The following is a 25312-nucleotide window of genomic DNA, read 5'->3' as shown; positions in this document are numbered from 1 at the left end:
CGTTAGCCCCGTTTTGCAGGACTAATGGAGCAGAAAAAATAATCAATATGCATTTATGTAACTGCGACAAATTTGCAAAAATGTGTTTGTAGTAGTTTCGATAAATAGAGTTGGACATCGGACAGATAGCTATGAGCGAGGAACTGACGTGGCCAACCAAAATCGACCAACCCAGCTAAGCCACTTTTCTCAATATCTTCATTTTTAATTCATACATATTTGGGCTTGGATACCTCAAATATGTATGCAAACGTTCTGTATTGTAAAATGTCATGCTAAGCTCGAAAGCACGATTGAACACCTTGGTGTCGAGATTGAAGATGTACTAAGGATTTCAGATAGTTGTGACGGATGATTCAATGCCAACGGCTTAAGTTGTAAATATTCATGGCAGACGTTTGTGTCCCCAACGCTATATCTTTCACACAAATATGAGAAGTGTATTTATGACTATTCAGCAAATTAAAGTTGGCAGTGTTCCTGATATTATTGAGCTAACACCAAACTCCAATGAGCAAAGTGATTCTTATCCTTTTATCCTATCAACGAATACTTCATGGGGAGAACAGGGTTCTAAAATATCAATAGAGAAATTACGCCAAAATATTGAGCCTTGGTTAACAGCACTTTTTCAATCCGAACATTTAAATCTATTGATCGGTGCGGGTTTAAGTACGTCTATTCAAATGTCGGCTACAGGCGTGCCACCCGTTGGAATGGGGTGGATCAGTGATCTAGCGGTCTGTCAAAGCGAAATAAATGAATTCGCTACAAAAGCTGCCAAATCGGCTGGTCGCGCACAAGGAAATATAGAAGATCAAATTAGAGCTATTAATGAACTTATCAAAGGTCTTGAAATTTTAACAGTGTTGGATAGCCCGCAACCTGAAAACCCCCCGGCTCCATATGCAGCCTATAGAGACCTAAAAGCTGATTTAGCTGCAATTAAGGGGGAATTGTCTCGATGTCTAGGTGAGTTTTCAAAATCTGTCAGTACAGGAGAACACTTAATTAAAAGTGCTGAAAAAAAACGAAAAGAGGAAACTTTCAATTATCTTGTGAGTTTCTTAATGAGCTTTGCAAGTAGAACCGCTACACGCGACAGATTGCATATTTTTACAACGAACTATGACCGAATTATCGAGGTTGGTGCTGAACTTGCTGGTTTAAGACTCATAGACCGTTTTGTTGGAAGTATTGCTCCCGTTTTTAGATCCTCAAGATTAGAAGTTGATTATCACTATAACCCTCCGGGAATACGTGGTGAACCAAGATATTTGGAAGGAGTGGCACGTTTTACCAAACTTCACGGTTCTCTAGATTGGCACGAACAAGATGGTGCGATTAGGCGCTTTGGCCTACCTTTTGGAGCTCGCTCTGTTGAACCGTTTCTAGAAGCAGAGGGGCACGAAAGCGATAGTTATGAACAACTTATGATTTACCCTAATTCAGTCAAAGATAGAGAAACCGCTGAGTACCCCTATGTAGAGTTATTTAGAGACTTAGCAGCAGCGACTAGCCGTCCAAACAGTACATTAGTCACGTATGGCTATAGCTTTGGTGATGAGCATATAAACAGAGTAATTGAAGATATGCTTACCGTTCCATCTACCCATCTAGTCATCATTGCTTTCGGAGATCCGCTAGAAAGAATTATGAACTTCATTGGTAAAAGTGGAAGAAAAGCTCAAATCACTTTACTAATGGGTGACCATTTGGGGGATCTAAAAACTTTGGTTGATAACTATCTACCTAAACCAGCCATAGATAAAGCATCAATAAAGATGGCCGAATTACTAAAACAGCGAGGCTTTATCCAGTCAGAACACTCAGGTAATGCAACTACCACCGAGGTAACATCATGAGTTACTTGCCTATAGAAAGACTGGAACAGTTACGAATCGGAACCGTTGGTTTTGTATCGCCTAGTGAAATTAGAGTTTCCTTAGAAATTGATTCCCCAGACTCAGTCTCTCTTCAAGGAGGCTCACCTCGCAACTTTCCTCGAATCAACAGTTATGTGCTTATAAACAGTGATGATGGATTTCTAGTTGGTCAAGTTGAGTGGATCGCAGTAGAACACTCGCCATACCCCAAAAGAAGAGGCTTGCAAGATTTTGGCTTGATAGACTTACCTTTTCCTCTAAAAAAGCTCAGTATCAACCCCGTTGGTACATTGAGAAGCGATAGAAAAAACGATGGTTTCAAATTCACCAGAGGAACAGATGCATTTCCTTCAGTTGGTGATTCAGTGCTTTTACCTACTGACCAACAATTAAACTCAATAATCGAATCAGGTGAAAACAGAAGGGTTAAAATAGGAGATAGTCCTCTAGCTAACAATGCAGAAATAAAAATCGACCCCGATAAGCTTTTTGGGCGACATATAGCTGTTTTAGGCAACACAGGTAGTGGTAAATCTTGCTCTGTGGCGGGACTAATTCAATGGTCACTGGACGCAGTTTTACAACAGGGCCAAACTCCGAACGCTCGATTTATAATACTTGATCCTAACGGGGAGTACAGCCGAGCATTTGGTCCAAAGTCAAAATATAAGGGGAATTTATTGCGCGTAGAGGCTAACTCTGATTATGGTGAGTTAGAACTTAAAGTACCATCATGGCTATGGAACAGTTCAGAATGGGGGGCGTTCACTCAGGCAAGTTCAAAAGTTCAACTCCCATTACTACGACGAGCTTTGAGGGCGATGAGAAATGATGTGTTGTCAGAAGATGATGTGACAATTCAAGCAAAACATTTTTGCGGAATACTTTTAGTTTCAATAAGGCAACTAGCAAGTCAAGGGCAGATATATGTGAATGGTGGTCATGCCAAAGGCTTAGTTGAAAGTTTAACGTCATGGGAAACTAGCCTCATAACATTAAACGAAAAAATCCACAACCAACCTTTCAATAGTGTAATAAGCACGATAAATACTTACCTATCTTCCAGAAGAGGAGCACAGTGGCCTGCTAAGCCTGAAGTCAGTGATACTGATAAGTTGATTTCTGAGTTAAAAGAAGCTCATGTTGCACTTGGTGGTGATGAACAAGAACTTCTCCCGAAAAGTGAAGATACGCCTATTCGCTTTGAAGGTGATGACTTCGTCGCCTATCTCGAAGCTTTAGCACAAGAAACGGGAACTGAGCAGTTCATGGAATTTCTTTTGACTCGAATTCGCACAATGCTAGGTGACACCCGAATTAGTGCAGTTACTAAAGATTCTGAGGAACCAATAAGTTTAACTGATTGGCTAGATACTTTTCTTGGGAAGGATACTCATGGTGCTATCACTGTTATCGACCTATCACTAGTTCCCAATGAAATTATCCATCTTGTAACAGCAGTAATCTCTAGAGTGACTTTTGAAGCTCTTCAACGATATCGGAAGATGAATGGAAAACCATTACCAACAGTAATGGTTGCAGAGGAAGCTCATACATTTATCAAACGATACAAAGAAGAAAGTGAGAGTCAATCAGTTTCTGATGTGTGCTGCAAAGTATTTGAAAAAATCGCTCGCGAAGGGCGTAAATTTGGTTTGGGACTAGTAGTATCATCCCAACGACCTTCTGAGTTATCTCCTACTGTTCTTTCTCAATGTAATACTTTTTTACTGCACAGAATTAGCAATGATATAGACCAAGAACAAGTTCATAGGCTTGTTCCCGATAACATGAGGGGGCTATTAAGAGAGCTACCATCGCTACCATCTCGACATGCAATTTTACTCGGATGGGCTTCAGAACTACCGGTGTTAGTTCGAATGAAAGAACTTAGTGAAGAGCAAAGGCCTCAGTCTGATGATCCTGACTTTTGGGACGTATGGTCTAACTCCACAGGTGAGCCTCGTGAAGTAAACTGGCAGCCAATCGTTGAAGAATGGCAAAACAGAGATTAATTTACCAGCCAAATTAGCGCCAAATAGATGCTTAACAATACGAATAAGATTAACTTTCTATGGCGCATTTGTTCCAAAGCGATGAGTGGCGTGAACTATTAGTGGTGTGCGAATCAATAGGCTATTACGCTAATTTCGATAAACGGGTACTTTCCAAAGTGACTTAGGGTTCCTTTCTGACAATTTATTAAATGCATAGATATTAACGACGCTATACGAGAGAAATTTGGGGGAATTACGATTGATTGAAAATTCGACTTAATTCGACAAAGCTGATGATGGTTCAAAAGCGAGTCAGATCCGAACGTCCACTTTGGCAGTTGCCGACTATCAGATTAATTTTAGTAATGTTAATCTGATTTTCGCTAAAAGAACCTTGTCCAACAAGTTTGTCTCAGCTAGTTTCAATTAACAGCTATTTGACACATGGCAGTTAGAGTTACCTTGAATAGTTTTAATCTTAAAATCACGCACTTTTTCCCATTCGTCAACAGGGTCCATTCTTGACCAAGCTTCAAATAGCTGAGTTTGTTGCCTACTGAGTCTTAGGCCGTATTGATCTCGCATGTAGAAATAAATTCTAGCAATATCACCCTGACGGTTAGCTGGTGGTTCTGCTCGACGGTCTTTGAAATCAACTTCGAAATCACATTGACCATAGGATCTTGGTTCATTCGGAATCATGCCAAATCGAAAATTTGACCTATCCCCATTGAGCTCTCCTACAGATGGTACGAGGTTATGGAGATCCGAAACCATTTTAGAAAACTCAGGATCATTCTTTTCGCAGTTCCGACGACCACCATTTTGCCAGCATTGGCGTTGATGGCCAATTTCCCAAGCTGAGACTACATGTTCCCACTCTAAGCGTTCACCTCGTTTCGGTTGCTTTCTTGGTTCATATCCGCAAGATGCAGCATCAATCGCACCATCATTGCTATAGCTACATCCACAGTAAAACGTACTCTGGTTGTCTTGGTAAATTTCTCGGGCAAATCGTTTTGCCTGACTGAACGATGTGGGGTGTTCTGCAATTGCAGGTATAGCGAATAACGCTATAAAGAAAGGGTATACGGATTTAATGGTTGATGGGGCACCTTCACCCCACCAACCTGATACCACCCTCAGATGGTTGATAGATCGACCCCGTAGTTGAGTTCCTCTGCGAAGTCCGGCAGTCCGTAACCGATGGTTTTCTTGTAGAACGGAGAGACCTTCGCAGTCGGAGCCTTCTTCTTGTGCTTCGTAGTGTAGAGCATTCGTGCCCGCATCACCTCGAAGGAGTAACCTCGCCCTTCACGGTTCTTGTCCTTGGCCAGTCGGTTGATGGACTCCGTGTAAGCATTGGTGACGGGCATGTCCGTCTCGAAGTAGGTCATGATCTCTTCGCGCCAGTTACCCACAGCCCTGACCAGATCGCTCCAGACTTCCTTCTGGCCCTTCGGAATGGTGGCTATCCAGTCGTCCAGGGCGGTTTCTGCCTGGGGTCGTGTGGTGGCGTCCCAGATGCCGTAAAAGCGTTCCTTGTGCTCGTAGGCGGCCAGCAGTTGCGGGAATGCGCCTGTCCAGGTCTCCATGATGAAGCGTTCCCGGTCTGAGACTTCGTGAGCGCGTTTCAGCAGGATTTTCCGGTCTCCCTTGAGGGTTCGGCTCTGGGAAGGTTTCAGCTCCTTCCTGAGGCCCTTGCGTACCTTCTCCAGCGCATCGTTGGCCATACGCACCACATGGAACTTATCGACGACGATACGGGCCTGTGGCAGCACCGCCTTGACAGCTGCCCGGTAGGGGTTCCACATGTCCATGCTGACGATCTCGACCTTCTGCCGGTCTTTCAGCTTCATCAGGTAGTTGGTCACCACGTCCTGACGGCGGGTGGCCAGCAGGTCAAGCAGGGGTCGCTCCTCGATGTTGGTCAGGATGCAGCGGTAGCGCTTGTTCAGGTACAGCTCGTCGATGCCCAGAATGCGGGGCGTCTCGAAGCGGTGCCAACGCCCCAGGAACTCGGCACGGGCGTTGAAGATGTCGCGTACCGTCTTCTCGTCCAGGCCGGTCTGTGACGCCACGAAGGTGTAGGGGTGGTTGAAGGATTCCTTCTCCACGTATTCATGCAACCGCAGCGTCATGCGGAAGCCGTCCACCATCTCCGGTAGCTGGGGCCTGAAGGTGATCTTGCAGGCCCGGCAGTTGTACCGGCGGCGGACCACCCAGAGGGTGACCCGCTTACCGTGGATGGGCAGATCACGATAGGGAACATCACGCTTGCCGAACCGCACGAACTCACCCTGGACGCCGCATTCCTCGCAGGCGATGGGATCGGGCGCGTCCACCTGGAAGTGCATATCGTCGTCGGTGGATTTGCAGCCCAGGACCTGGTACTCAGGCAGGTGCAAGATGTTGTTAGGCATTTCCGTCATGGCAGTTTATAGATGCAGACCTCAGTCAGACCAATCTGTTTCGACATTGGTGTTTGTTCTTTCACGCAACAAGCTTGAGGAAACGAAAAGTAAGACACCGAGGACAATTGCAATATCTGCGACATTGAAAGCCGGCCAGTGCCAGGCTCGCCAATAGACATCAAAGGAATCCACAACATAGCCACGAAATATCCGATCAATCAGGTTACCCATCGCGCCACCAAGGATAAGACTGTAGGCGATGGCCTCTCCTTTGTGACGGTTCTCAAGGACCAGCTTGATCAGCAAAATTGAGACCACCACCGCGATTCCGATCAAAAAGTAGCGCTGCCAGCCTCCACCATTGGCAAAAAGACTGAATGCGGCACCGGTGTTCCATACGTGCACCCAGCTAAAGAATGGCGTCACCGAAACCGACTCGCCATATGCCATTGATTGCTGGACCAGCCATTTTACAATCTGGTCAGACGCGGCTATCAGGCCGGAGATGGACAACAGGGCATACGGCGAGAGGTATTTGCCAATCATGGATGTTGCCTAACCCTTGAGGGCCAGAATGCGTCTGGCTCCGTTAAGCACGACAACCCCCGCGATGGTACCGATAATCAGATCCGGATAATTGGATCCGGTCCACGCGACCAGGGCGCCGGCGGTGATGACGCCCAGGTTGATCACCACGTCATTGGCCGAGAATATCCAGCTTGCCTTCATGTGCGCCCCGCCCTCTCGATGTTTGGATATCAGCAGCAAACAAGTGGTATTGGCAATCAGTGCGACGAATGCGATAAGCATCATCACCATCGATTCCGGCTCGCTACCGAAGACGAAGCGTCTCACCACCTCTGCGAGCACGCCAACAGCCAAGATCAGTTGCAGTACACCAGCAAGATGCGCGGCACGTACCTGCATTTTCACGCTATGTCCAACCGCATAAAGGGCAAGCCCGTACACCGCCGCATCGGCAAAATTGTCCAGGGATTCTCCAATCAGGCCGGTGGACCGGGCGATCAGACCGGCAGTCATTTCCACCACGAACAGAAGTGCATTGATGCCGAGCAACCAGCGCAGGGTCCCGGATTCTTGCTTAGCAGAAGCTGCCGAAAACTCGGCGGCCTTGATGGTCTCCGGATTTGCAGCGACGGTTTCCTGAAGCGAGGCGCCTAGCCCCAAGGTCTTCAGTTTCGCAGTGAAAGGATCAGCCTCTCCATCATGCACGACCTTCAACCGGCGGTTCGACAGGTCGAAAGACAGCGCCCGAATCTCCTCAAAGCCGTTCAGGGCTAGGCGAATCATTCGTTCTTCTGATGGACAGTCCATCTTCGGCACGGCATAAACACTGACCCATCTCCCTGGCGCCTCGGAGGAGGCCTGTATATCGGTATCCGCTGCGGACGTTGCATCAGCGCCACAGGCGCCACCACAGGATTTGCTCATAATACGACTCCACTTGAACAATGTTGTGGTACCATTTTAAACTATAAAGCTACTATAAGGTCAATAGAGTAAAGAATCCGTTGGGGAGGAGGCTGATGCGCATTGGTCAGTTGGCGCAGTTGGTAGGGGTCGACACACAGACGATCCGCTTCTATGAACAGCAGGGCTTGTTGCCGCCGCCTGATCGGCAGGACAACGGTTACCGTGTCTATACCGAGAAGCATGGTGAGGGGCTGGCCTTCATCCGTCGCTGCAGAATCCTGGGCCTGTCACTGGCTGAGATTCACGAACTACAGAGCTATCAGGACGACCCTCATCAGCCTTGTACCGCCGTCAACGCCTTGCTCGATGATCACATCTCTCATGTGCGGTCGCAGATAACCGCTCTGCAAGCGCTTGAGAAACAACTCGTTTCACTGAGAGCGAGTTGCAACGATGACCGGGAAGTTGAGGCGTGTGGGGTTCTTGCTGGAATTAGCGAAGGAAACATGCACCAGCAGTAGGTGAAGCATCAACCAGATAATCCGATGAGATGCCGGTCTGTCTCACTCTCATGCAAAGGTAAGATCAACCATTTAATCCGCTTACCCTAAAGAAAGTAACGAAAAAATTAGTTCTATTCATGTAGCTTGGCCAAAAATGACAGTTAAATTCATTTTAATGATTTTGATAGAAAATACAGCAAGATGAAGAGCCCCTTCGAGAGGGGCTGGTTGATGGGAGCCTAGTTGGCTAGTTGGCGGGGTTATCTGTTTCCTCTTCAGTGATATCGTCATCGGTTGAAGGCACCGCTTGCTCAACTTCTGCTTCTTTACCCTTAGCTTGGGCTGATTTTCGTGCTCGAATTTCGATATCAATAATGCGTCGTGCAAGTTTGATAATGCGCTGTTGCCATGCGTAGTTGCCATCAACGCGTTGCTTGTTGCTAAGCACGCTAGACAACCAGAGAGTGTCCATTGAGATCATTAACGCATCGAGTTTGCGCACTAAGCCGACAAACTGGCCAACCTGAGGCGAGCTTATTTTGGCGTTGAAGGTAATCGGGTCGGTGTAGTCAGGTACTTCATCGATACCGTTGGACTCCATCAATTTGTCTAAACGAGCTTGTTCGTTGTCTACCGCCTTAGCGCAATCCTCGATCAACTGGCTAATGATCTGTTCCACTTCATCAATTTCGTTCTCATCGCCGATGATGCGCAGGATGACATCGATTCCGTAAAGCGCACTGACCGTCCGTCTAAAAACACGGTCAACGACACGTTGCGCCTGTAAGCTATTAATTGTGAATGATTGTTCAAAGATGGGTTTTGAGTAATTGGGTCTTGCTTGGGCCATAAGTTTGCTCCTGATATGACAATAATCAGTCCCTAGCCTAATCCTCTGTGCGGTAATGGCCTTTCAGCTAGGTGGAAGAATTGAGCATCTTTCTAACTATCCTGTCTGGATAAGACGGTTACACTGACTATCAAATATTGCTGATCTGTTTCAGTGATATCTGCGCCTGAGAGCATGAGCTCAAAGGAAGCCCGCCGCTGAGTTTTCTCAGTGGTACTAAGAGGTAGCTAGCCTCCTTAAACAAATAGCCTGCATGTTTTTACATGCGCAACCATGCGTTCCTTACGGTTCGCCTTTTCACCACCCAACTGGGGGAGTTTTCCCCAGTTGGGGTGACTCCTTCACAACCAAATTAAGGAGTCACCAATGGAATATATCTTCGGATTTATTATCCAAATCGCAGGCATTATGTTGCTTGCAAAACTGAGCTGGTCGCTTTTGCGATTACTTGCTCGTCAAACCGTGCGCCCGTTTCGATTTGTACTTACTCAAATCAAGCGATTGCTCACACCAACATCAAAACGTCGTCCAATGGCAGTGCCTAAAGCTCCTGGTATGCCCCGTTTGACATCTGCGTTTTACAAAGAGCCACATCAGTACGACATGGCTTTACTCGAAATACCAACCTATCTGCGTCGTCAGTCTTCTTTGCCCAGTCGGGTAGAAGCAACTGTGTGCACAGAGTTCAACTAAGACGAGGAGAACATCATGAAAAACCAAGTAACACTCATAGGCTACGTTGGCTCTGAGCCAGAGACGCGAGCCTATCCATCAGGTGATTTAGTGACCAGCATTTCACTGGCCACTTCTGAGAAATGGCGCGACCGTCAATCCAATGAGCTCAAAGAGCATACGGAATGGCATCGGGTCGTTTTTCGAGATCGTGGTGGATTTAAGTTAGGGCTAAGAGCAAAAGATTTGATCCAAAAAGGAGCGAAGCTTTTTGTTCAAGGGCCTCAGCGCACGCGCTCATGGGAGAAAGATGGCATTAAGCATCGATTGACCGAAGTGGACGCGGATGAGTTTCTGCTTCTTGATAGTGTGAACAAAGCATCTGAGCCATCACCGGCGGATGATGCGAGCTCCCAAGCTAATTGGGCACAAACTTATCCTGAACCAGATTTTTAACCGAGCGATAACGCTTTAACCCAGCCGGGAGTACTTTCCCGTCAGGGGCAGACTCCCACTTTGATTGTCGGAGTCCATAATGGAAAAACCAAAGCTAATCCAACGCTTTGCTGAGCGCTTTAGTGTCGATCCAAACAAGTTGTTCGATACCCTAAAAGCAACAGCATTCAAGCAACGTGACGGTAGTGCACCGACCAATGAGCAGATGATGGCGCTCTTGGTGGTTGCAGATCAGTACGGTTTGAACCCTTTCACCAAAGAGATTTTTGCGTTCCCTGATAAACAAGCTGGGATTATCCCAGTGGTAGGTGTCGATGGATGGTCTCGCATCATCAATCAACACGACCAGTTTGATGGCATGGAGTTCAAGACTTCAGAAAACAAAGTCTCACTGGATGGCGCGAAAGAATGCCCTGAATGGATGGAATGCATCATCTATCGGCGCGACCGTTCGCACCCAGTCAAAATCACTGAGTATCTGGATGAAGTCTATCGACCGCCTTTTGAAGGTAATGGCAAAAATGGCCCTTACCGTGTAGATGGTCCATGGCAGACGCACACTAAGCGAATGCTAAGACATAAATCCATGATCCAGTGTTCCCGCATTGCGTTTGGCTTTGTGGGAATTTTCGATCAAGACGAAGCGGAGCGAATTATCGAAGGCCAAGCAACACACGTTGTTGAGCCATCTGTGATTCCACCCGAGCAAGTTGATGATCGAACCCGAGGGCTTGTTTACAAGCTTATCGAGCGGGCGGAAGCTTCAAACGCTTGGAATAGTGCATTGGAATATGCCAATGAACATTTTCAAGGTGTTGAGCTGACGTTTGCGAAGCAAGAAATCTTTAATGCTCAGCAACAAGCAGCCAAAGCGCTCACACAGCCTTTAGCTTCTTAGCGCCACGCATTCATTTTACTAACCCTGGCGGGATTATTCTCCCGTCAGGGGGAAGGTCTCGTCTTTTTTTTGGAGATCTTCCATGACTAAATCAGCCTCACTTTTTCGCTTGGTATTGGTTGTTGCCCTTGTCTTAGGTTCGATTCAAGCCGGTAAAGCGGCAATTGATTCGGTTCAAGCAAGTGTTGTTCAGCACCAAACAGCGTTAGCACAAGCTGCAAAGTAACCACTTAACCCTGAAGGGGAGTTCTCTCCTTCAGGGGAGTCTCCCTTCAAAGGAGGCAATATGAAGGTTATCGACCTATCACAACGTACTCCTGCATGGCACCAGTGGCGCATTGCAGGGGTTACGGCATCTGAAGCCCCAATTATTATGGGGCGTTCACCCTACAAAACACCTTGGCGATTATGGGCAGAAAAAACCGGATTCGTATTACCGGAAGACCTGTCGAATAATCCAAATGTGCTTCGTGGTATAAGGTTGGAGCCTCAAGCAAGGCGAGCATTTGAGAATGCGCATAATGACTTTCTTCTGCCGTCATGTGCAGAAGCCGATCATAACGCAATCTTTCGAGCCAGCTTTGATGGCATCAACGATGCGGGCGAACCCGTTGAACTGAAAAGTCCTTGCCAGTCAGTTTTTGAGGATGTGCAAGCTCACCGAGAACAAAGCGAGGCGTACCAGTTGTATTGGGTGCAAGTACAGCATCAAATACTGGTCGCCAATAGCACGCGAGGTTGGTTGGTTTTCTATTTTGAGGATCAACTGATTGAGTTTGAAATACAGCGAGACGCGGCGTTCTTAACTGAGTTGCAAGAAACAGCGCTTCAGTTTTGGGAGTTAGTACAGACCAAAAAAGAGCCGTCAAAATGCCCTGAGCAAGATTGTTTTGTTCCCAAGGGTGAAGCCCAATACCGTTGGACATCGCTGTCTCGACAGTATTGCTCAGCACATGCCGAAGTGGTCCGACTGGAAAATCACATTAAATCTTTGAAAGAGGAAATGCGAGACGCCCAGTCAAAATTGGTCGCCATGATGGGTAACTACGCTCATGCCGACTATGCTGGGGTCAAACTCAGCCGCTACATGATGGCGGGCACGGTGGACTATAAGCAATTGGCCACCGATAAGTTAGGCGAGCTGGATGAACAGGTTTTAGCCGCTTACCGAAAAGCGCCACAAGAGCGGTTGCGCATTAGCACCAATAAGCCAGAGCAGCCCGTTGAAACACCAATCAAAATCAGTCTTGAGCAAGATAACTTGGTTCTGCCAGGTGACTCGCCGAGCTCATTTTACTTTTAACGTTCACTTGGAGCCGATTTCGGCTCCTTTCTCATGCGCTTACATCGAGTGCATCAGAAAGCAGTTTCACTCGTAGCCAATGCTGGGTACGAATGATAGAGCGAGCTGAACTCTTACATACACAGCCATACCACAATCAACACACCACCCGACGGGGACTTCATTCCCTGTTGGGGCATGGGGCCTCGTTAAAACTAATGAGGTTTACCATGACAGAACAATCCCCATTTTTGGTTCAAGTGAATCAAGCGTTTAATGTCCCGGCTCCTGATGCTTTCGTTCTGGAAGGATTTAGTGCCGACACTACCCATCCAAACATTCCCGTTCGCAAGGACGAGTATGTTTTTAGAAAAGAAGACTTACGTGACGTATTGGCGTTCTTGTCTCACCCAGACGGTGACGGTTTGTATATTACAGGCCCCACTGGATGCGGTAAGACCTCGCTAATTTGCCAAGTTGCTTCTCGATTGAATTGGCCTGTTCAGCAAATTACTGCGCACGGTCGATTGGAGTTGTCCGATCTTATCGGTCACCACACACTGGTTAATGGCAACATGACCTTTGTGTATGGGCCGCTGGCACTGGCTGTCAAGCATGGCCATTTGCTGATCATTAATGAAATGGATCTTGCTGAGCCTGCTGAACTGGCTGGGCTCAATGACATTTTGGAAGGTGCCCCGTTGGTCATCGCACAAAATGGCGGTGAGATCATCATGCCACATACCAAGTTTCGTTTTATCGCTACCGGCAACAGTGCGGGCAGCGGTGACCAAACGGGCTTGTATCAAGGTGTGCTCCAACAGAATTTGGCTTTTCTTGATCGCTTTAGAATCATCGAAGCGACCTATGCAGAGCCTTCTGTAGAGGAAGCCATTCTGGAGAACGTTGCGCCGGGCTTGCCAGAAGTCTTTCGCCAAAAAATGGTGAAAGTGGCTGGTGACATTCGTCGTCTCTTTATTGGGGGCGCGGATGGTGGTGCTGAGCTTAGTATCACTATGTCCACTCGGACCTTGGTGCGCTGGGCAAAGTTAACACTTGCTTTTAAAGGCGCTCCTAACGCAGTGGAGTATGCACTGGTTCGGTCTTTGACGGCTCGTGCTGAGTTGGAGCAACGAGAAGCCATTCACCGTATTGCCGCTGATGTCTTCGGTGACCATTGGGAGGATTGATGATGGATAAGTGCTTTGCTCTTTACCGTTACCGTCATTCTGATGGGACAGCCAAAGAATGGGCCATTTACGTTGGATCGGATACCCAGGAGATTGAAGTTCGGTTTGGAAAAGCCGGTCAATTGTCGCAGCAGCGATTGATTGATTCGACTGATCCTAACGCTGAAGCAGACCGACGAATCAATGAGAAAATCAACAAGGGTTATCGATTGGTTGGACAAGTCGGCATTGATCATCAAGGGCGGCCATTTGAACTCTCAAATGCGCTAGATAGTGTCGCGTGCGTCAATAACGTCAGTTGGGAGTTTCGTACTCGCAAGGACGTCAATGGCCAAATATCGCTGGCGAAAAAAGCGTTGTTCGATATGGCAAAGCTGCTTGAAGCCTATGGCTTGGCTGTTATTGATGATAACCAGGTCAGGATTGGAGAATGGTCATTAGGGTTTTGCAAAAGCGGATTACCTAGTACCAATCAAATCAGCATGGTGTCAGGTGAAGGCGCTGGCATTGTTAACACTGATGATGGCCCGTGGCCATTGTTGCTGTTACTGGCTTTTAAGCGTCAATTACCACCACTGTGTTCACTCACAGTAGCGAGTCCTGAAGGGATAGAAGTATCCGACCAACTGAAGTTGGAAAAAGATGTATTGCGGTTGCTAGGCAGTGATTTAGAGCGGGTTCGCCCGATAGCTGAAGCACTGGACTTAATGCCTGTGAAAATCGATCTCAACCGATCGTCGCCTGATTCGCAAAATTACTATTTCTGATAGTGGTATTGCCATTAGCGCGTCAACTACTACCACCCAAACGGGGGCCATTGCTCCTGCTGGGAGTGGTGCGTCCCCATCTCGCATGAGGATGCACTATGAGTATTCAAACCCTCGACAAACTTTTGATTTGTCACATCGACTGTTCCATCTGGAGCGGTAGAAAAAAACTAAGGCCTGAAGATTTCAGATTAGCCAATGGCAGCCAACTTCCACCGAAGGATGTTGCCAGCTTAGGGAGTAAAAAAATTTGCGACCCAGAGGCATTGGCGAACTTTGAAAGGCTTAAGAAAGAAGCGCAGCGCTTGTGTGAGCAAGTCGGTGTGCGGTTTTTAGGTGGCTATGCCGTCCCTGAAGACCGAATTGATCAGATTGTTCCAGAGCTTGACCGGATCGGTCAGGAGTTTGCGCAGTGCAAGCAGTTGTTCTTGGACAACTATGATCAGGTGACGTTTGACTGGGTTGCAAAACACCCGGAATTTGCAGATGCAATCCGGCGTGCATTATCACCCATCGAAGACGTGGAACAACGGCTTCAGTTCGATTATGCCATCTATCGAATGCAACCAGCTGAACAAGCTGGTGGCTTAGATGACAAGGTCAATGGTATGGGACACACCCTCTTTAGGGAAGTGGCTCGTGATGCCAATGAACTGTTTGAGCGTTCTGTTGCAGGTAAGAATCAAATCAGTCAGCGAGCCCTTAACCCTCTCAAACGGTTAAGAGACAAGTTGGATGGTTTGTCATTCCTGGATCATCGAGTTCAGCCGATGGTCGAAGCGATGGACAATTTATTTGTTCGTCTGCCGAAGACCGGCCCTGTGACAGACAATCTCTATCACGAACTGATGGCGACCATTTTAATTTTGTCTGATCCAGACAAGATGAGAATGCACGGTGAAGGTCAATTGGATATCAGACAACTGATGCCCAAACCTGAACCTAAACCCGCACAGCCAGTATCTGCTCAGGCAGATAACTTACGTGCAATACCACAACCAACCGTCAGACCAAACCTTGGTTCGACTGTACCAAACTCATTTTATTTCTAACGTCCTTGAGGGCATGTTGCCCTTAAGGGCGCATGTCCTCTGAACTATGTAAGAGGAAATTATGCAATCAACCATCCATAACCCCAGCCAACTGAACCAGTTTGAAGCACATTTTCGTGGTGTGACTGATGCGGTTGAAAGTGAATCGATACCAGAAGTGGCGTGTTGTCGAACGTTAGTACAACGGTCGTACTCAACACATAGTGTCGTGATCCCCAAGAACCCTGTTTTGATCGCAGATGCGGACGCACAAGGAGCTTGGGTAACGGCCATGGTATTTGTTCCAAACATGGCATTGCAGCAAACCGCTTTTGAGCGGGCCTGGCTGCAATATCAACACGAGGTGTCTACTCAGTTACAAGACCAGTACGGTCTGACATTGGATGACATCCTGAGTTTAGACCAGCTTAAAACGTCATTTGAGCAGCACGAGAGTCCAGCTCAATTGGTGGCTTGGTTAGGTCAAAAATACGATCTGGATAAGCTAAAAGCACAGGTTTAAACACTCACATTCCCAGCGGGGAAACGCTCCCGCTGAGGGAGTATTCCCCCTAATGATTAGGAGACTCCCATGAATCATCCATTAAAAAACGCACTGCCAATCGTTGCCGCCGCTTATGGCGAAAAGTTTGGTGTGAAGGTGCTTATTCAAGGACAAGATGCGTTTACCGATGGTGAGCGGATTGTGATCCCAACAGCAAACCCAGACGACCCACACTATCAACAGATAGCTTGGGGTTATCTGGCTCATGAAGCGGCGCATATTCGGCATACCAATTTTGACATGGTGCAGAAGGCGTCGTCCAAGCCGATCCGTAAGGCACTTCTCAATATCATTGAGGACGTTCGCATTGAAAACGAATTGGCAAAGGATTACCCCGGAACCCGGCGCAGTATTTCGCAAGTGATTGAGTACATGGTGGACACACAGCAAATGAGTGTACCTGAACAGCCTGAGCCTGCATCTAACTTGCAAGCATGGTTGTTGTTTCGCTTGAGATGCCACTTTCTGGGTCAGAAAGCGCTGACGCCTTTGTATCAAGCGGTTGATGAAAGAGTGAGACAACTCTTTCCTGCCGCAGCGATGAGCCGGTTAAGCGCCATGCTGACAGCAGTGCCTAGCTTAGGGTCTACAGGTGAAGTGCTGAAACTTGTCGATGCCATCGTTGCCATGTTGGAAGAAGAATCTCGTCCACCACAGGATGAGTCGGATGCTGATAGCGGTAATGACATTGGACAAGATGCGAGTAATGACAGCAATAACAGTAGTGATAGTCAAACCCCAGAAACAGATTCGTCTGCAACGGGGGATTTTGCTGAAACGGGTGATTCAGATAACTCTGATCAAGCTGACAATTTGCGACAAGCCTTAGAGGCCAGTGCCGCTCAGTTTGAACCCGATACCTTTGCACAAGTGGCAGAAGTGTTGTCGGAACAAGCTGAAGGACATCAGGGCGTCACTCCACTCAGTTTGCCCCAAGCAGAGCAGGCTATGTTGGGTGATGAGGCTATCTTGACCTTATCGGCGTCGGAGTCTGCTCAAATTCGAGCCCGACTTAGGGGCATGGTTCAGTCCAGTCAGGACAATCGGAATCATGTCAAAAGGCACGGTCTTCGAGTTGCAACCCATCGTCTTGCCGCTTCACAAGCAGGTGAGTCGAGATTGTTTATTCAAAGGCAACCTCGCATTGCGCCCAATGCTGCTGTGCACTTGCTTGTCGATATATCGGGCTCAATGGGTAAGCCCATTGGCGAAGGTAATCGAAAGTACTTTCATGTTGCTAATGAAGCCGCTTTGGCTTTGGCCATGGCACTGGAAGGCATACCGGGTGTTGTACCTGCGGTCAGTTATTTTCCTGGTATTCATCAGGAAGTTTCTATCGCGTTATTGCCCAAGCAATCGGTTCGACATCGGGCCGCCTGTTTTGACCAAAAACCACGAGGTTGTACGCCTATGGCACAAGCGATGTGGTTTGCTGCAAACAGTTTGTTAGCACAAAAACAGAAGCGAAAGCTAATGATAGTGCTAACGGATGGTGACCCAGATGATTGGGCTGCCACGCATGACATTGTTGACCGGTGCAGACGCAGTGGCTTTGAGCTGCTGGGGATCGGGATTCAAACACGCAGTGTTGAGAAATTCTTTCCTCAAAGCATTGTGATTAATGACGTCAAAGATCTAAAGCGTGAGTTATTTGAAGTAACACAACAACTGTTAATTCAGTAACCACATCAATTTTACCACCCTGCGGGGACGATTCCGTCCCCGTCAGGGCATGGGTTCGTCTCCGCTTTTTTTTGTGGAGACTCCTATGAAAAACAAAAAGTTCTTAGCTGGCGAAGAAGCCGGTACTTACATCGTTCCTGAGCAAGTGACTGAAGCAGATATCTTAGATATGGCGCTCAAGCTTGCCCGTGGTCGATTGAGTAAAGGTCGCAAAATTGAACAGCCATCATCGGCGTTCTCATACCTGCAAACACTGATGCACGAGTATGAGCACGAGGTTTTTGGTGTGCTGTTTCTTGATACAAAGCATCGCGTCATTCGATTTGAAGAGCTGTTCAAAGGCACTTTAGATGCAGCGAGCGTGTATCCAAGGGAAGTAACAAAACGAGCACTAGAACTTAATGCGGCAGCAGTGATACTGGTTCATAACCATCCATCGGGTGATCCTGAACCCAGTGAAGCTGATAAACGCATCACTCATCGACTCCGTGACGCCTTGTCACTTGTTGATATTCGAACGCTTGACCATGTCGTGGTCGCATCCGAGGGCTGCGTTTCGCTTGCCGAACGCGGTTATCTTTGATGAATGGGCGCATTGCCCATTCTCCTACATCACAAAAGCAGTTCCATCAACACACATCATCACAGCTCGAATTTCTATTTGAGTTTGATGATGCCCCAGTCACTTGGTCTGACACGGAAATCTGGCAGTTACGCGAAGGCATTCTATTGGATGCGATCCGTGTATTACTGGACGGTCGTGTCAGTACTCGGTTGCGAAAGGATGTGTTGTCGTGGATTCAGAATGACGAAATAGCGCCATTTTGCTTTCGTGTTTGCGCAATAGCTGCGGTTGTTGATCCTGATGTGCTTCGTGATTCCATCATGTGGCTATTAAGACGACATGGTATCCAGCTTGACTAACGTTCCTGCATTAACCAAACGGCTCAATGCAGGACCCAAGCTGACTTTTACCACCTGTGGTAGGAGTCGGCTTTTTACTTAAGGAGGTTATATGGCGATACCTTTACAGATTGAAACAGTGAGGCCATATCTTAATGGTCAATGGCTTCAGGTATTGGCGGCATTGGTGCCAGAACTTGATGCCGCTATTGCTCGAAAAGGCCGTCATGTGGCTTGCCCTGTTCATGGCGGTCGTGATGGCTTTAGGCTGTTCAAAGATGCTGAATATACCGGAGGTGGCGTTTGTAACACCTGCGGTATCTTTCATGATGGCTTTGAACTGTTGTCTTGGATTAATGGATGGAACTTTGCTCAGTCTATTGAAGCAATCGGTCAAGTTCTAGGTATTCAACCCGGACAAGTACCAACTCGGGCAATACCGAGTAACACTGTTGACTGGAAGACTAAAAAGCAGGTAGAGGACAAAGCGATTATCCAACGTTTGAATCAAACGTGGGGAGAAACGTTATCTCTTGCAGATACTCGTGCGCAACCAGTTTGGAACTACTTGCATCGTCGTGGCATTGTTACCCGGCTTCGTCCTGAATGGGATTCGGTGCTGAGGTTTCATCCAAACTTGCCTTACCATGATGAAGATGGTCTGTTTATCGATGGCTACCCAGCGCTGCTAGGTAAAATCGTTACTCAGCAAGGGCGTTCGGCCACGTTTCATCGGATCTACCTAAGTGAAGATGGATTCAAAGCGCCGGTTGAAAAGCCTAAAAAGATGATGCCGATACCAAGTGACAGAACAATCACTGGTGGTGCTATTCCGATAGGTGAGCCTGGTGAGGTATTAGGTGTTTCTGAAGGCATCGAAACAGCTCTAGCGGTTACCAGAGCTACGGGACAAACATGTTGGTCGGTTGTGAATGCAACGCTACTGGCTAGGTTTGAACCACCAAGTAATGTGAAAATGCTGTACATCTGGGCAGATCACGATCTCTCTGAGACCGGCCTGAATGCAGCGAATGAACTCAAGAAAAAAGCCTGGCAGAAAGGCATTCTGACACAAGTCCTGATCCCTCCGATACCAACGTCACTTGGCGTGAAAAGTTGGGATTGGAATGATGTGCTGAATGTTTACGGTGCCATGGGCTTTCCTAAAGTTCATACCTGATCCAAGGGGCTTCGGCCCCTTTTTTTGCGCCTTGCATATTTGAAAAAACATGGAGAATGAAAAATAGATAACCAATAGGAGAAAAAAACATGATGGTATTAACCCTTTTAACAAAGCAGACTGATGGCAAGTATACGGTTTACTGGAAGACCGGACTTCGAAGAGGTGGTGAGCTAAAGGTCGATTTAGGTGAGCAATACGACAAGCTACCTGAGCAGCAAAAGCCAATTGCAGCTGAGGTTTATGCTATTCATCACCTACTGTCAGTGAAAGAGGTGATGGGGAGTAACCGAAGCGGTAATGGGCTTCAAATCCGAGTCAGTAAAGGAGCTATCAAAAAGTTACAGAAACAACGCTCAACTCAGCATTCACTTTACAGCCTGACCAGGTTTTTGCTCACTCGATACCAGGAAGCACAGATCTCGGTAGAGAAGCGGGACGATTGGCTCTCACATTCCTTCGAAGAATACAGCGTCGATAATGCTACAGTGAGAGAAATCGATGAGGTCATCAACGTTCCGAACATTGGACCTGTCGTGGTGACTCGTCATGCACTGGAACGGTTTGTGGAACGGCTTTCAGACGGTGTACCTAAGCATCCTTGGAAGGCTTTGTGCTCAAAGCTGCTATGTTCGGGGCTAACTAAAACTCAGTTGCCAGAAAACGTCGCTATCCAAAAAGCAAAAAAATATGCACAAGAGGCCGAGTTCTGGCAGCATCTTGGTAGCAAAATGCACTTTGTTATGATTCCGGGTGACCGAATGAAAACGTTGGTTACAGTTATTGCAGTAAAGTGAGCTAATGCAGTATTCGCACTTCATGAATATTACTTATGTGCCAAAAGCTGGCCTTCAGCGTAACTCGTTTCTGCCCCATTGTGAGTTAACGTAATTACTCTAAAGGACTGCATTGAGCGAATAACAGATCTTAGTTCGCTTTTTATTGAACGTTGGCTCTCAGACTAAAAACAGACAACGGATTTACTATTAGAAGATTTAAGACTTCAGTACGCCAGATCAAGCGGACTGCGAGCATAGCCAAATTTAGAGCCAATGACATGCGTGTAAATCTCAGTTGTTTTTACATCATTGTGACCAAGTAGTTCTTGAACCGTCCTAATGTCAGCGCCAGAACGCAGTAGCTCAGTTGCAAATGAATGTCTAAAAGTATGAGCCGTTACCCGTTTATGTATTCCCGAATTCTTGACTGCGAGTCTGAGTTGTTTTCGAAATGCAGTTTCGTGAATATGATGACGACAAATATAGCCGTCTTGTGGATGTGCGCAGCGAACACTTGATGGGAAGATATATTGCCAAGCAGTATCTTTGGCCGCAGACTTGTATTTTTTGATCAAACTGATAGGCATTGAGGTAAGGCCAAAACCATCTCTTATGTCTTGTTGATGTAACTGTTTAGCTTTTTCAATTTGAGCCTGTAAAAAGACAATTAAATTTTCGGGCAACAATGTACAGCGATCTTTATTCCCTTTACCGCGGAAGATAAAAATACTTTTATTGTGAAAATCAATGTCTTTAATTCTTAATTTTAGAGCCTCATTTATTCTTAAACCAGCACCAAATAACAAACTGGCTATGATTCGATACTTACCCGACAAATTGGAAATAATTAACATTGCTTCTTGGGTACTTAATACTGTTGGGATAGTTTTTTGTCTTTTGGTAAACGAATATGCAAGCTCGTTAATTTCTCTTTTAATCACATTTCTGTACATAAATATGATTGCACAAAGCGCTTGATTTTGAGTCGCAGCACTGACTTGCCGATTGACCGCAAGATGATTTAAAAAGCGCTCAATTTCTGAATTTCCCATATCCTTTGGATGTTTATAATCGTTAAAACGAATAAAAGTACGAACCCAGTGCAAATAAGATTTTTCGGTTGCATAACTATAATGCTTGGTTCTGAGCTCAGTTCTCATTGACTCGATAAATTGAGATTTAGCCATCAATAAATCCTTCAACTTTGATTACTGTTTATTTATACAGTTATAATAACGATACGCCAAAAACTCAAATTATTTCTCGCTTTGTTTTTAACAAGGTATTGGTTTCATGGAGATGATGTAAATTAACAGTCTGATTTTATTTGATTTTTATAATAATAAGTTTACATAACGACCCTATATTAGGCTCGCTTTGACGATTGGCTTGGTTTCTGCTCTAAAATTATTGTTGCATTTTAGTTAATCTAGGCTTAAGTTCATGAAATGATTAATTTAAAGCTTATTGGAATGATGTTGTTAGACTCAATATTGAAAAGTTCTATACACACTTCTGATGATTAAGCTGTTACACGGCAAGGAAATATCGAGCAGATGCCAAATTGTAATTTCTATGCAATAGACAATGATTTTGTAGAGATACTCGATTTCGTCTTTGACGAAATGGGATGCAGAGTTTTCGAATCATACTCCGCATACGAAACAGAGCTTGTTGAATTTTTAAGCACAAAAGAAGTTGTCGAGTACTATCAATTAGATGAGTTTTCAAATTGCCAAAATCGCTCTGCAACTCTCATGCTATGGCCTGTTAAAGCATCGTTAAATGTGAAGGTAAATCGAATTGAGCTAAACCCTAAAAAGTGCCGAGGGGCTACTCACAGATATCGTGTAGATGGCTGGGGGCTTATATCTCTTGAGCTAAAAGGCATCAACAAAGCTGGTTTGCAATATAGCCATACCAACCATAATACCGAAAAGCGTGCTACTGCTTGGGAGCCTAATTATAGTGATGTTATGGGTTCGCCATCCGAGTGGGATTGGAAAGCTGTCTCAAGCGCATCGCGTAAGCTAAATAATTTCATAAAGAAAAATTCAAATAAAAAGGTCGGCCCGATGCCTGTGATGCAGTGTGCCGAGACAGTAACCTTGGCCGGTGCAGTGGCCGTGTAACAAGTCAAAGCACTCGGACATGGTAAAGCTGTCACCTTTTTTGTTCCAAAAAAGCCGCCAACTTCACCATGCCGGTGTTTGAGGCGTTAGCTGTTTGTTAATTATCTTTTTAAGGATGAAAATGAAAAATTATTTTAAAAATGTATCTATTGTTCTCGCCACTTTAATTCTTGTGGCATGTTCCAAAAGCCCATCCAATGAGGAATTACAAATAGCTTTTGATGATTATGCGATTATTAATTCTAAAGATGGTCTTTTTGAAATAAAAAACATTAAAAAAACTAATGGCTATATGCTCGATGGTTACTATGTTTCTGAGATCGAGTTTGAAAGACACTTTTTAGTTGGGTTAGATGATTTTATCGAAATGGCTAATAGTGAAATCAAAGAAGAAAAACCTAAAGATGCCGTTGGAAAACTTACCAAGGGCTTGTTTGGTATGATGTCTGGTACAGGTTTTATGCGTATGGCTTTAGTAAAAGAGTACGGCGAGTTTGAAAAGGGCGACATTAGTGAGATGATACATAAAATTTATTTTATAAATACGGAAAATGGCTGGCAAATGTATACGGAGTAAGCACAGCTAACAAACGCTTCAACAAAGGACGCAAAAAGCTTGGCTTGCGTCACTTCGTTCCTAATTTTAGCCAAGTATTTTGCGCCTGTTAAGCGGGCGTTATGCATACAGGAGACCGTCATGAAGGAAACGGGAAAAATCAACTATGTTGAGATCCCCTCAAGGGATCTTGAGGCAACGAAGGCATTCTTTACTTCGGCTTTCGGGTGGTCATTCGTCGACTATGGTCCCGAATATGTGGCTATTGAGAATGCTGGATTAGATGGCGGCTTTTACAAGTCCGACAAAATAGCTTCACCTGATAGCGGTAGCGTACTGGTCGTTCTTTATAGCTCAGAGCTTGAGGAAACAGTCAGTAAGGTTACTTCGTCAGGCGGCAAGGTGGTTCAGGATATATTCGACTTCCCTGGCGGCCGGAGATTTCACTTCACTGACCCAAGTGGAAATGAGTATGCTGTCTGGTCCGAGCCCGATGCATAACCAAGCCATCAAATTCGCTCCCTTCGGTCGCCGGACGTTCGTTCCTCACGCCGTTTATGGCGGGCGTTAAGCAACTAGCCTCAAGCAAGGAAGACATGAATGAAATACCTGCGAACATTAACTATCTGTTCTGCTCTTGGATTCGCCGCGAGCTGCTGGGCATCTGGCGCCCCGGAGACACCAAAAATCGTAAGATTCCCAAGCGGAGATCTCACGTTAGGTGGTGAACTGTTTCTCCCTGAAGGTGAAGGCCCATTCCCTGTGGTCCTATTCAATCACGGAAGCGCACCAAAGATGGTAAATAGCATGGCTAGCGCCGCAATAGCGCCAAATTTCATCGAAAAGGGGTGGGCTTTTTTCATGCCATATCGACGCGGGCAGGGGTTAAGCGAGGACCAAGGGACATATATCATGGAAGAAATAAGCGATGCGAAGTGGTTCTTATTCGAGAGTGCCGAGGAAAAGCTTGTTGAGCTGCATAAAAAAGATCATCTTAATGATCAAATGGCCGCGTTGGAATGGCTGCGAACACAGCCATTTGTGGACAACACTCGTATCGCCACTGTTGGAAATTCGTTCGGTGGTATTCAGGTGATGCTAGGAATGGGAAGAGCCGACTACTGTGCGGGAGTAAATGCTTCTGGAGCGGCTCAGAGCTGGGCTGATTCACAGGAGCTTCGGGAACTGCTCAGGAGCGCAGCAACTGTAGCTCGTGCCCCTGTTTTCTTCTTCCAGGCTGAGAACGACTATGACTTGAGCCCTAGCAGGGAGCTATTCTCCGTGATGGAGCAGGCTGGAAAGAAGGCTAAAATCCAGATATATCCGAAATTTGGCTCAAGCAAGAATGATGGTCACAGCCTCCCATATCGGGGAGTGGCCGTGTGGTTCGATGACGCGATTCAATTTCTAGATGAGCACTGCGAAGGTGGAAAGCTTAACAAGTCAATGCAGTCGACCGCTAACGCGTCGGCTGATTGAGGCGTTAGCCCTCAGGAGGAAAAATGAAAATATCCATTATGGCAGCAGTTTCCGAGAATGGAGTAATTGGCTCTGGATTGGATATACCTTGGCATGTACAAGGTGAGCAGCTCCTGTTCAAAGCTATGACTTACAATCATTGGCTTTTAGTCGGTCGTAAAACTTTCGACTCAATGGGTAAACTTCCCAATAGGAAATATGCTGTGGTTACTCGTTCTGAAATGGTCTCGAATGATCCAGATGTTATTTATTTCACCAGCATTGAATCGGCATTATCTTATTTAGACAATACAACAACACATGTCTTTGTTTCTGGTGGTGGTGAAATTTACAAAGCATTAATCGAACAAGCAGATGTTATCCATCTTTCAGTGATTCATAAGCACATCTCTGGCGACGTGTTTTTCCCTTCGGTTCCACAGTGTTTCAAACAAACATTTGAGCAAAGTTTCAGTTCAAATATTGATTACACGTACCAAATTTGGGCAAAGGGCTAACAAACAAGGATAAGTGTCGCGCAGCCGACACTTTATCTGGGTGTTGAACAAGCCCAAGCCACTTATATAGTAAATTGCAGATTCGATGTTTATGGTAGGTACGGAGTAGACCGTATTTTCAAGGCGAGCAAAGCCACGGCGTGACGATGTTTATTCAT

General features: G+C 46.2%; 28 protein-coding genes. 22 read left to right on the top strand and 6 right to left on the bottom strand.

Features of this window, described 5'->3' with window-relative positions:
- Positions 1-446 precede the first annotated feature (446 nt).
- On the top strand, positions 447-1865 hold the full coding sequence (locus B6K83_RS14990; RefSeq protein ID WP_004249371.1) for an SIR2 family protein: 1419 nt from the start codon (positions 447-449) through the stop codon (positions 1863-1865).
- Positions 1862-3901: an ATP-binding protein gene (locus B6K83_RS14985; protein WP_085285717.1), complete on the top strand. Its 2040-nt coding sequence runs from the start codon at positions 1862-1864 to the stop codon at positions 3899-3901. The genes B6K83_RS14990 and B6K83_RS14985 overlap by 4 nt, the downstream gene beginning before the upstream one ends.
- A 408-nt stretch (positions 3902-4309) precedes the next feature.
- Here B6K83_RS14985 and B6K83_RS14980 read toward each other — a convergent pair whose 3' ends face one another.
- From B6K83_RS14980 to B6K83_RS14960, 4 genes are read right to left on the bottom strand one after another with little or no spacing between them, the layout of a single operon-like run.
- Positions 4310-5023, bottom strand: a complete 714-nt coding sequence (locus B6K83_RS14980; RefSeq protein ID WP_232015275.1) for an endonuclease — start codon at positions 5021-5023, stop codon at positions 4310-4312.
- Between the two features lie 2 nt (positions 5024-5025).
- On the bottom strand, positions 5026-6315 hold the full coding sequence (locus tag B6K83_RS14970) for an ISL3 family transposase (RefSeq protein WP_048608532.1): 1290 nt from the start codon (positions 6313-6315) through the stop codon (positions 5026-5028).
- Positions 6316-6336: 21 nt separating this feature from the next.
- Complete coding sequence (lspA, locus tag B6K83_RS14965; RefSeq protein ID WP_007146113.1) at positions 6337-6843, bottom strand: signal peptidase II; 507 nt, start codon at positions 6841-6843, stop codon at positions 6337-6339.
- Positions 6844-6852: 9 nt separating this feature from the next.
- Positions 6853-7749, bottom strand: coding sequence for a cation transporter (locus B6K83_RS14960; protein WP_048608527.1), 897 nt, complete (start codon positions 7747-7749; stop codon positions 6853-6855).
- 95 nt (positions 7750-7844) lie between these two features.
- On the opposite strand from B6K83_RS14960, the gene cadR reads away from it, so the two are divergent.
- Entirely contained in the window at positions 7845-8252 is a 408-nt protein-coding gene (gene cadR, locus B6K83_RS14955) for a Cd(II)/Pb(II)-responsive transcriptional regulator (protein ID WP_048608525.1), read from the top strand.
- Between the two features lie 229 nt (positions 8253-8481).
- On the opposite strand, the gene B6K83_RS14950 is transcribed toward cadR, so the two are convergent.
- The gene (locus tag B6K83_RS14950) at positions 8482-9084 is read right to left on the bottom strand and encodes a hypothetical protein (RefSeq protein WP_048608523.1); all 603 of its coding nucleotides are present in this window, start codon (positions 9082-9084) and stop codon (positions 8482-8484) included.
- Between the two features lie 366 nt (positions 9085-9450).
- Between B6K83_RS14950 and B6K83_RS14945 the strand changes: the two genes are divergently transcribed.
- The 14 genes from B6K83_RS14945 to B6K83_RS14885 all read left to right on the top strand — a co-directional run bounded on the left by B6K83_RS14945 (position 9451) and on the right by B6K83_RS14885 (position 20508).
- Positions 9451-9777: a hypothetical protein gene (locus B6K83_RS14945; protein ID WP_048608521.1), complete on the top strand. Its 327-nt coding sequence runs from the start codon at positions 9451-9453 to the stop codon at positions 9775-9777.
- A 15-nt stretch (positions 9778-9792) separates the two neighbouring features.
- Complete coding sequence (locus B6K83_RS14940; RefSeq protein ID WP_012368368.1) at positions 9793-10212, top strand: single-stranded DNA-binding protein; 420 nt, start codon at positions 9793-9795, stop codon at positions 10210-10212.
- A gap of 79 nt (positions 10213-10291) precedes the next feature.
- On the top strand, positions 10292-11110 hold the full coding sequence (gene bet, locus B6K83_RS14935; RefSeq protein WP_000414662.1) for a phage recombination protein Bet: 819 nt from the start codon (positions 10292-10294) through the stop codon (positions 11108-11110).
- A gap of 82 nt (positions 11111-11192) precedes the next feature.
- A complete protein-coding gene (locus tag B6K83_RS18455; RefSeq protein ID WP_015066581.1) occupies positions 11193-11336 on the top strand; it encodes a hypothetical protein in 144 nt (47 codons plus the stop codon).
- Between the two features lie 60 nt (positions 11337-11396).
- Complete coding sequence (locus B6K83_RS14930; RefSeq protein WP_085285716.1) at positions 11397-12413, top strand: YqaJ viral recombinase family nuclease; 1017 nt, start codon at positions 11397-11399, stop codon at positions 12411-12413.
- Positions 12414-12622: 209 nt separating this feature from the next.
- Entirely contained in the window at positions 12623-13582 is a 960-nt protein-coding gene (locus B6K83_RS14925; RefSeq protein ID WP_024015927.1) for an AAA family ATPase, read from the top strand.
- Positions 13583-13584: 2 nt separating this feature from the next.
- Complete coding sequence (locus B6K83_RS14920) at positions 13585-14349, top strand: hypothetical protein (RefSeq protein ID WP_437438165.1); 765 nt, start codon at positions 13585-13587, stop codon at positions 14347-14349.
- Positions 14350-14447: 98 nt separating this feature from the next.
- Complete coding sequence (locus B6K83_RS14915; RefSeq protein WP_000027441.1) at positions 14448-15401, top strand: DUF3150 domain-containing protein; 954 nt, start codon at positions 14448-14450, stop codon at positions 15399-15401.
- Positions 15402-15462: 61 nt separating this feature from the next.
- Entirely contained in the window at positions 15463-15903 is a 441-nt protein-coding gene (locus tag B6K83_RS14910; protein ID WP_024015929.1) for a hypothetical protein, read from the top strand.
- Between the two features lie 69 nt (positions 15904-15972).
- Positions 15973-17628 carry a VWA domain-containing protein gene (locus B6K83_RS14905; protein WP_085285715.1) on the top strand — a complete coding sequence of 552 codons (1656 nt, stop codon included), beginning with the start codon at positions 15973-15975 and terminating at the stop codon, positions 17626-17628.
- Between the two features lie 85 nt (positions 17629-17713).
- On the top strand, positions 17714-18211 hold the full coding sequence (radC, locus tag B6K83_RS14900) for a RadC family protein (RefSeq protein WP_000791199.1): 498 nt from the start codon (positions 17714-17716) through the stop codon (positions 18209-18211).
- Positions 18211-18552 carry a plasmid-related protein gene (locus B6K83_RS14895; protein ID WP_085285714.1) on the top strand — a complete coding sequence of 114 codons (342 nt, stop codon included), beginning with the start codon at positions 18211-18213 and terminating at the stop codon, positions 18550-18552. The genes radC and B6K83_RS14895 overlap by 1 nt, the downstream gene beginning before the upstream one ends.
- A 118-nt stretch (positions 18553-18670) precedes the next feature.
- Positions 18671-19711 carry a DUF7146 domain-containing protein gene (locus B6K83_RS14890; RefSeq protein ID WP_437438163.1) on the top strand — a complete coding sequence of 347 codons (1041 nt, stop codon included), beginning with the start codon at positions 18671-18673 and terminating at the stop codon, positions 19709-19711.
- A gap of 89 nt (positions 19712-19800) precedes the next feature.
- Complete coding sequence (locus tag B6K83_RS14885) at positions 19801-20508, top strand: hypothetical protein (RefSeq protein WP_085285712.1); 708 nt, start codon at positions 19801-19803, stop codon at positions 20506-20508.
- A gap of 206 nt (positions 20509-20714) precedes the next feature.
- Here the strand turns inward: B6K83_RS14885 and B6K83_RS14880 are convergent, their stop codons facing one another.
- Positions 20715-21677 (bottom strand): integron integrase, encoded by a 963-nt coding sequence (locus tag B6K83_RS14880; protein ID WP_071171154.1) that lies wholly within the window; start codon positions 21675-21677, stop codon positions 20715-20717.
- Positions 21678-22046: 369 nt separating this feature from the next.
- Here B6K83_RS14880 and B6K83_RS14875 point away from each other — a divergent pair, with 369 nt between their 5' ends.
- The 5 genes from B6K83_RS14875 (at position 22047) to dfrA31 (ending at position 25154) form a co-directional block, all read left to right on the top strand.
- Entirely contained in the window at positions 22047-22622 is a 576-nt protein-coding gene (locus tag B6K83_RS14875) for a hypothetical protein (RefSeq protein ID WP_085285704.1), read from the top strand.
- 121 nt (positions 22623-22743) lie between these two features.
- Entirely contained in the window at positions 22744-23199 is a 456-nt protein-coding gene (locus B6K83_RS14870) for a hypothetical protein (protein WP_085285711.1), read from the top strand.
- A 120-nt stretch (positions 23200-23319) separates the two neighbouring features.
- Complete coding sequence (locus tag B6K83_RS14865) at positions 23320-23679, top strand: VOC family protein (protein ID WP_085285710.1); 360 nt, start codon at positions 23320-23322, stop codon at positions 23677-23679.
- Between the two features lie 99 nt (positions 23680-23778).
- Complete coding sequence (locus B6K83_RS14860) at positions 23779-24657, top strand: alpha/beta hydrolase family protein (RefSeq protein ID WP_085285709.1); 879 nt, start codon at positions 23779-23781, stop codon at positions 24655-24657.
- 23 nt (positions 24658-24680) lie between these two features.
- Positions 24681-25154 (top strand): trimethoprim-resistant dihydrofolate reductase DfrA31, encoded by a 474-nt coding sequence (gene dfrA31 / locus B6K83_RS14855; RefSeq protein WP_085285708.1) that lies wholly within the window; start codon positions 24681-24683, stop codon positions 25152-25154.
- Positions 25155-25312: the final 158 nt, after the last annotated feature.

It is taken from the genome of Colwellia chukchiensis (assembly GCF_002104455.1).
Classification (GTDB): Bacteria; Pseudomonadota; Gammaproteobacteria; order Enterobacterales; family Alteromonadaceae; genus Cognaticolwellia; species Cognaticolwellia chukchiensis.
The sequence above is the reverse complement of the archived record's forward strand: the minus strand, read 5'-3'. Positions and strand labels throughout refer to the sequence as shown.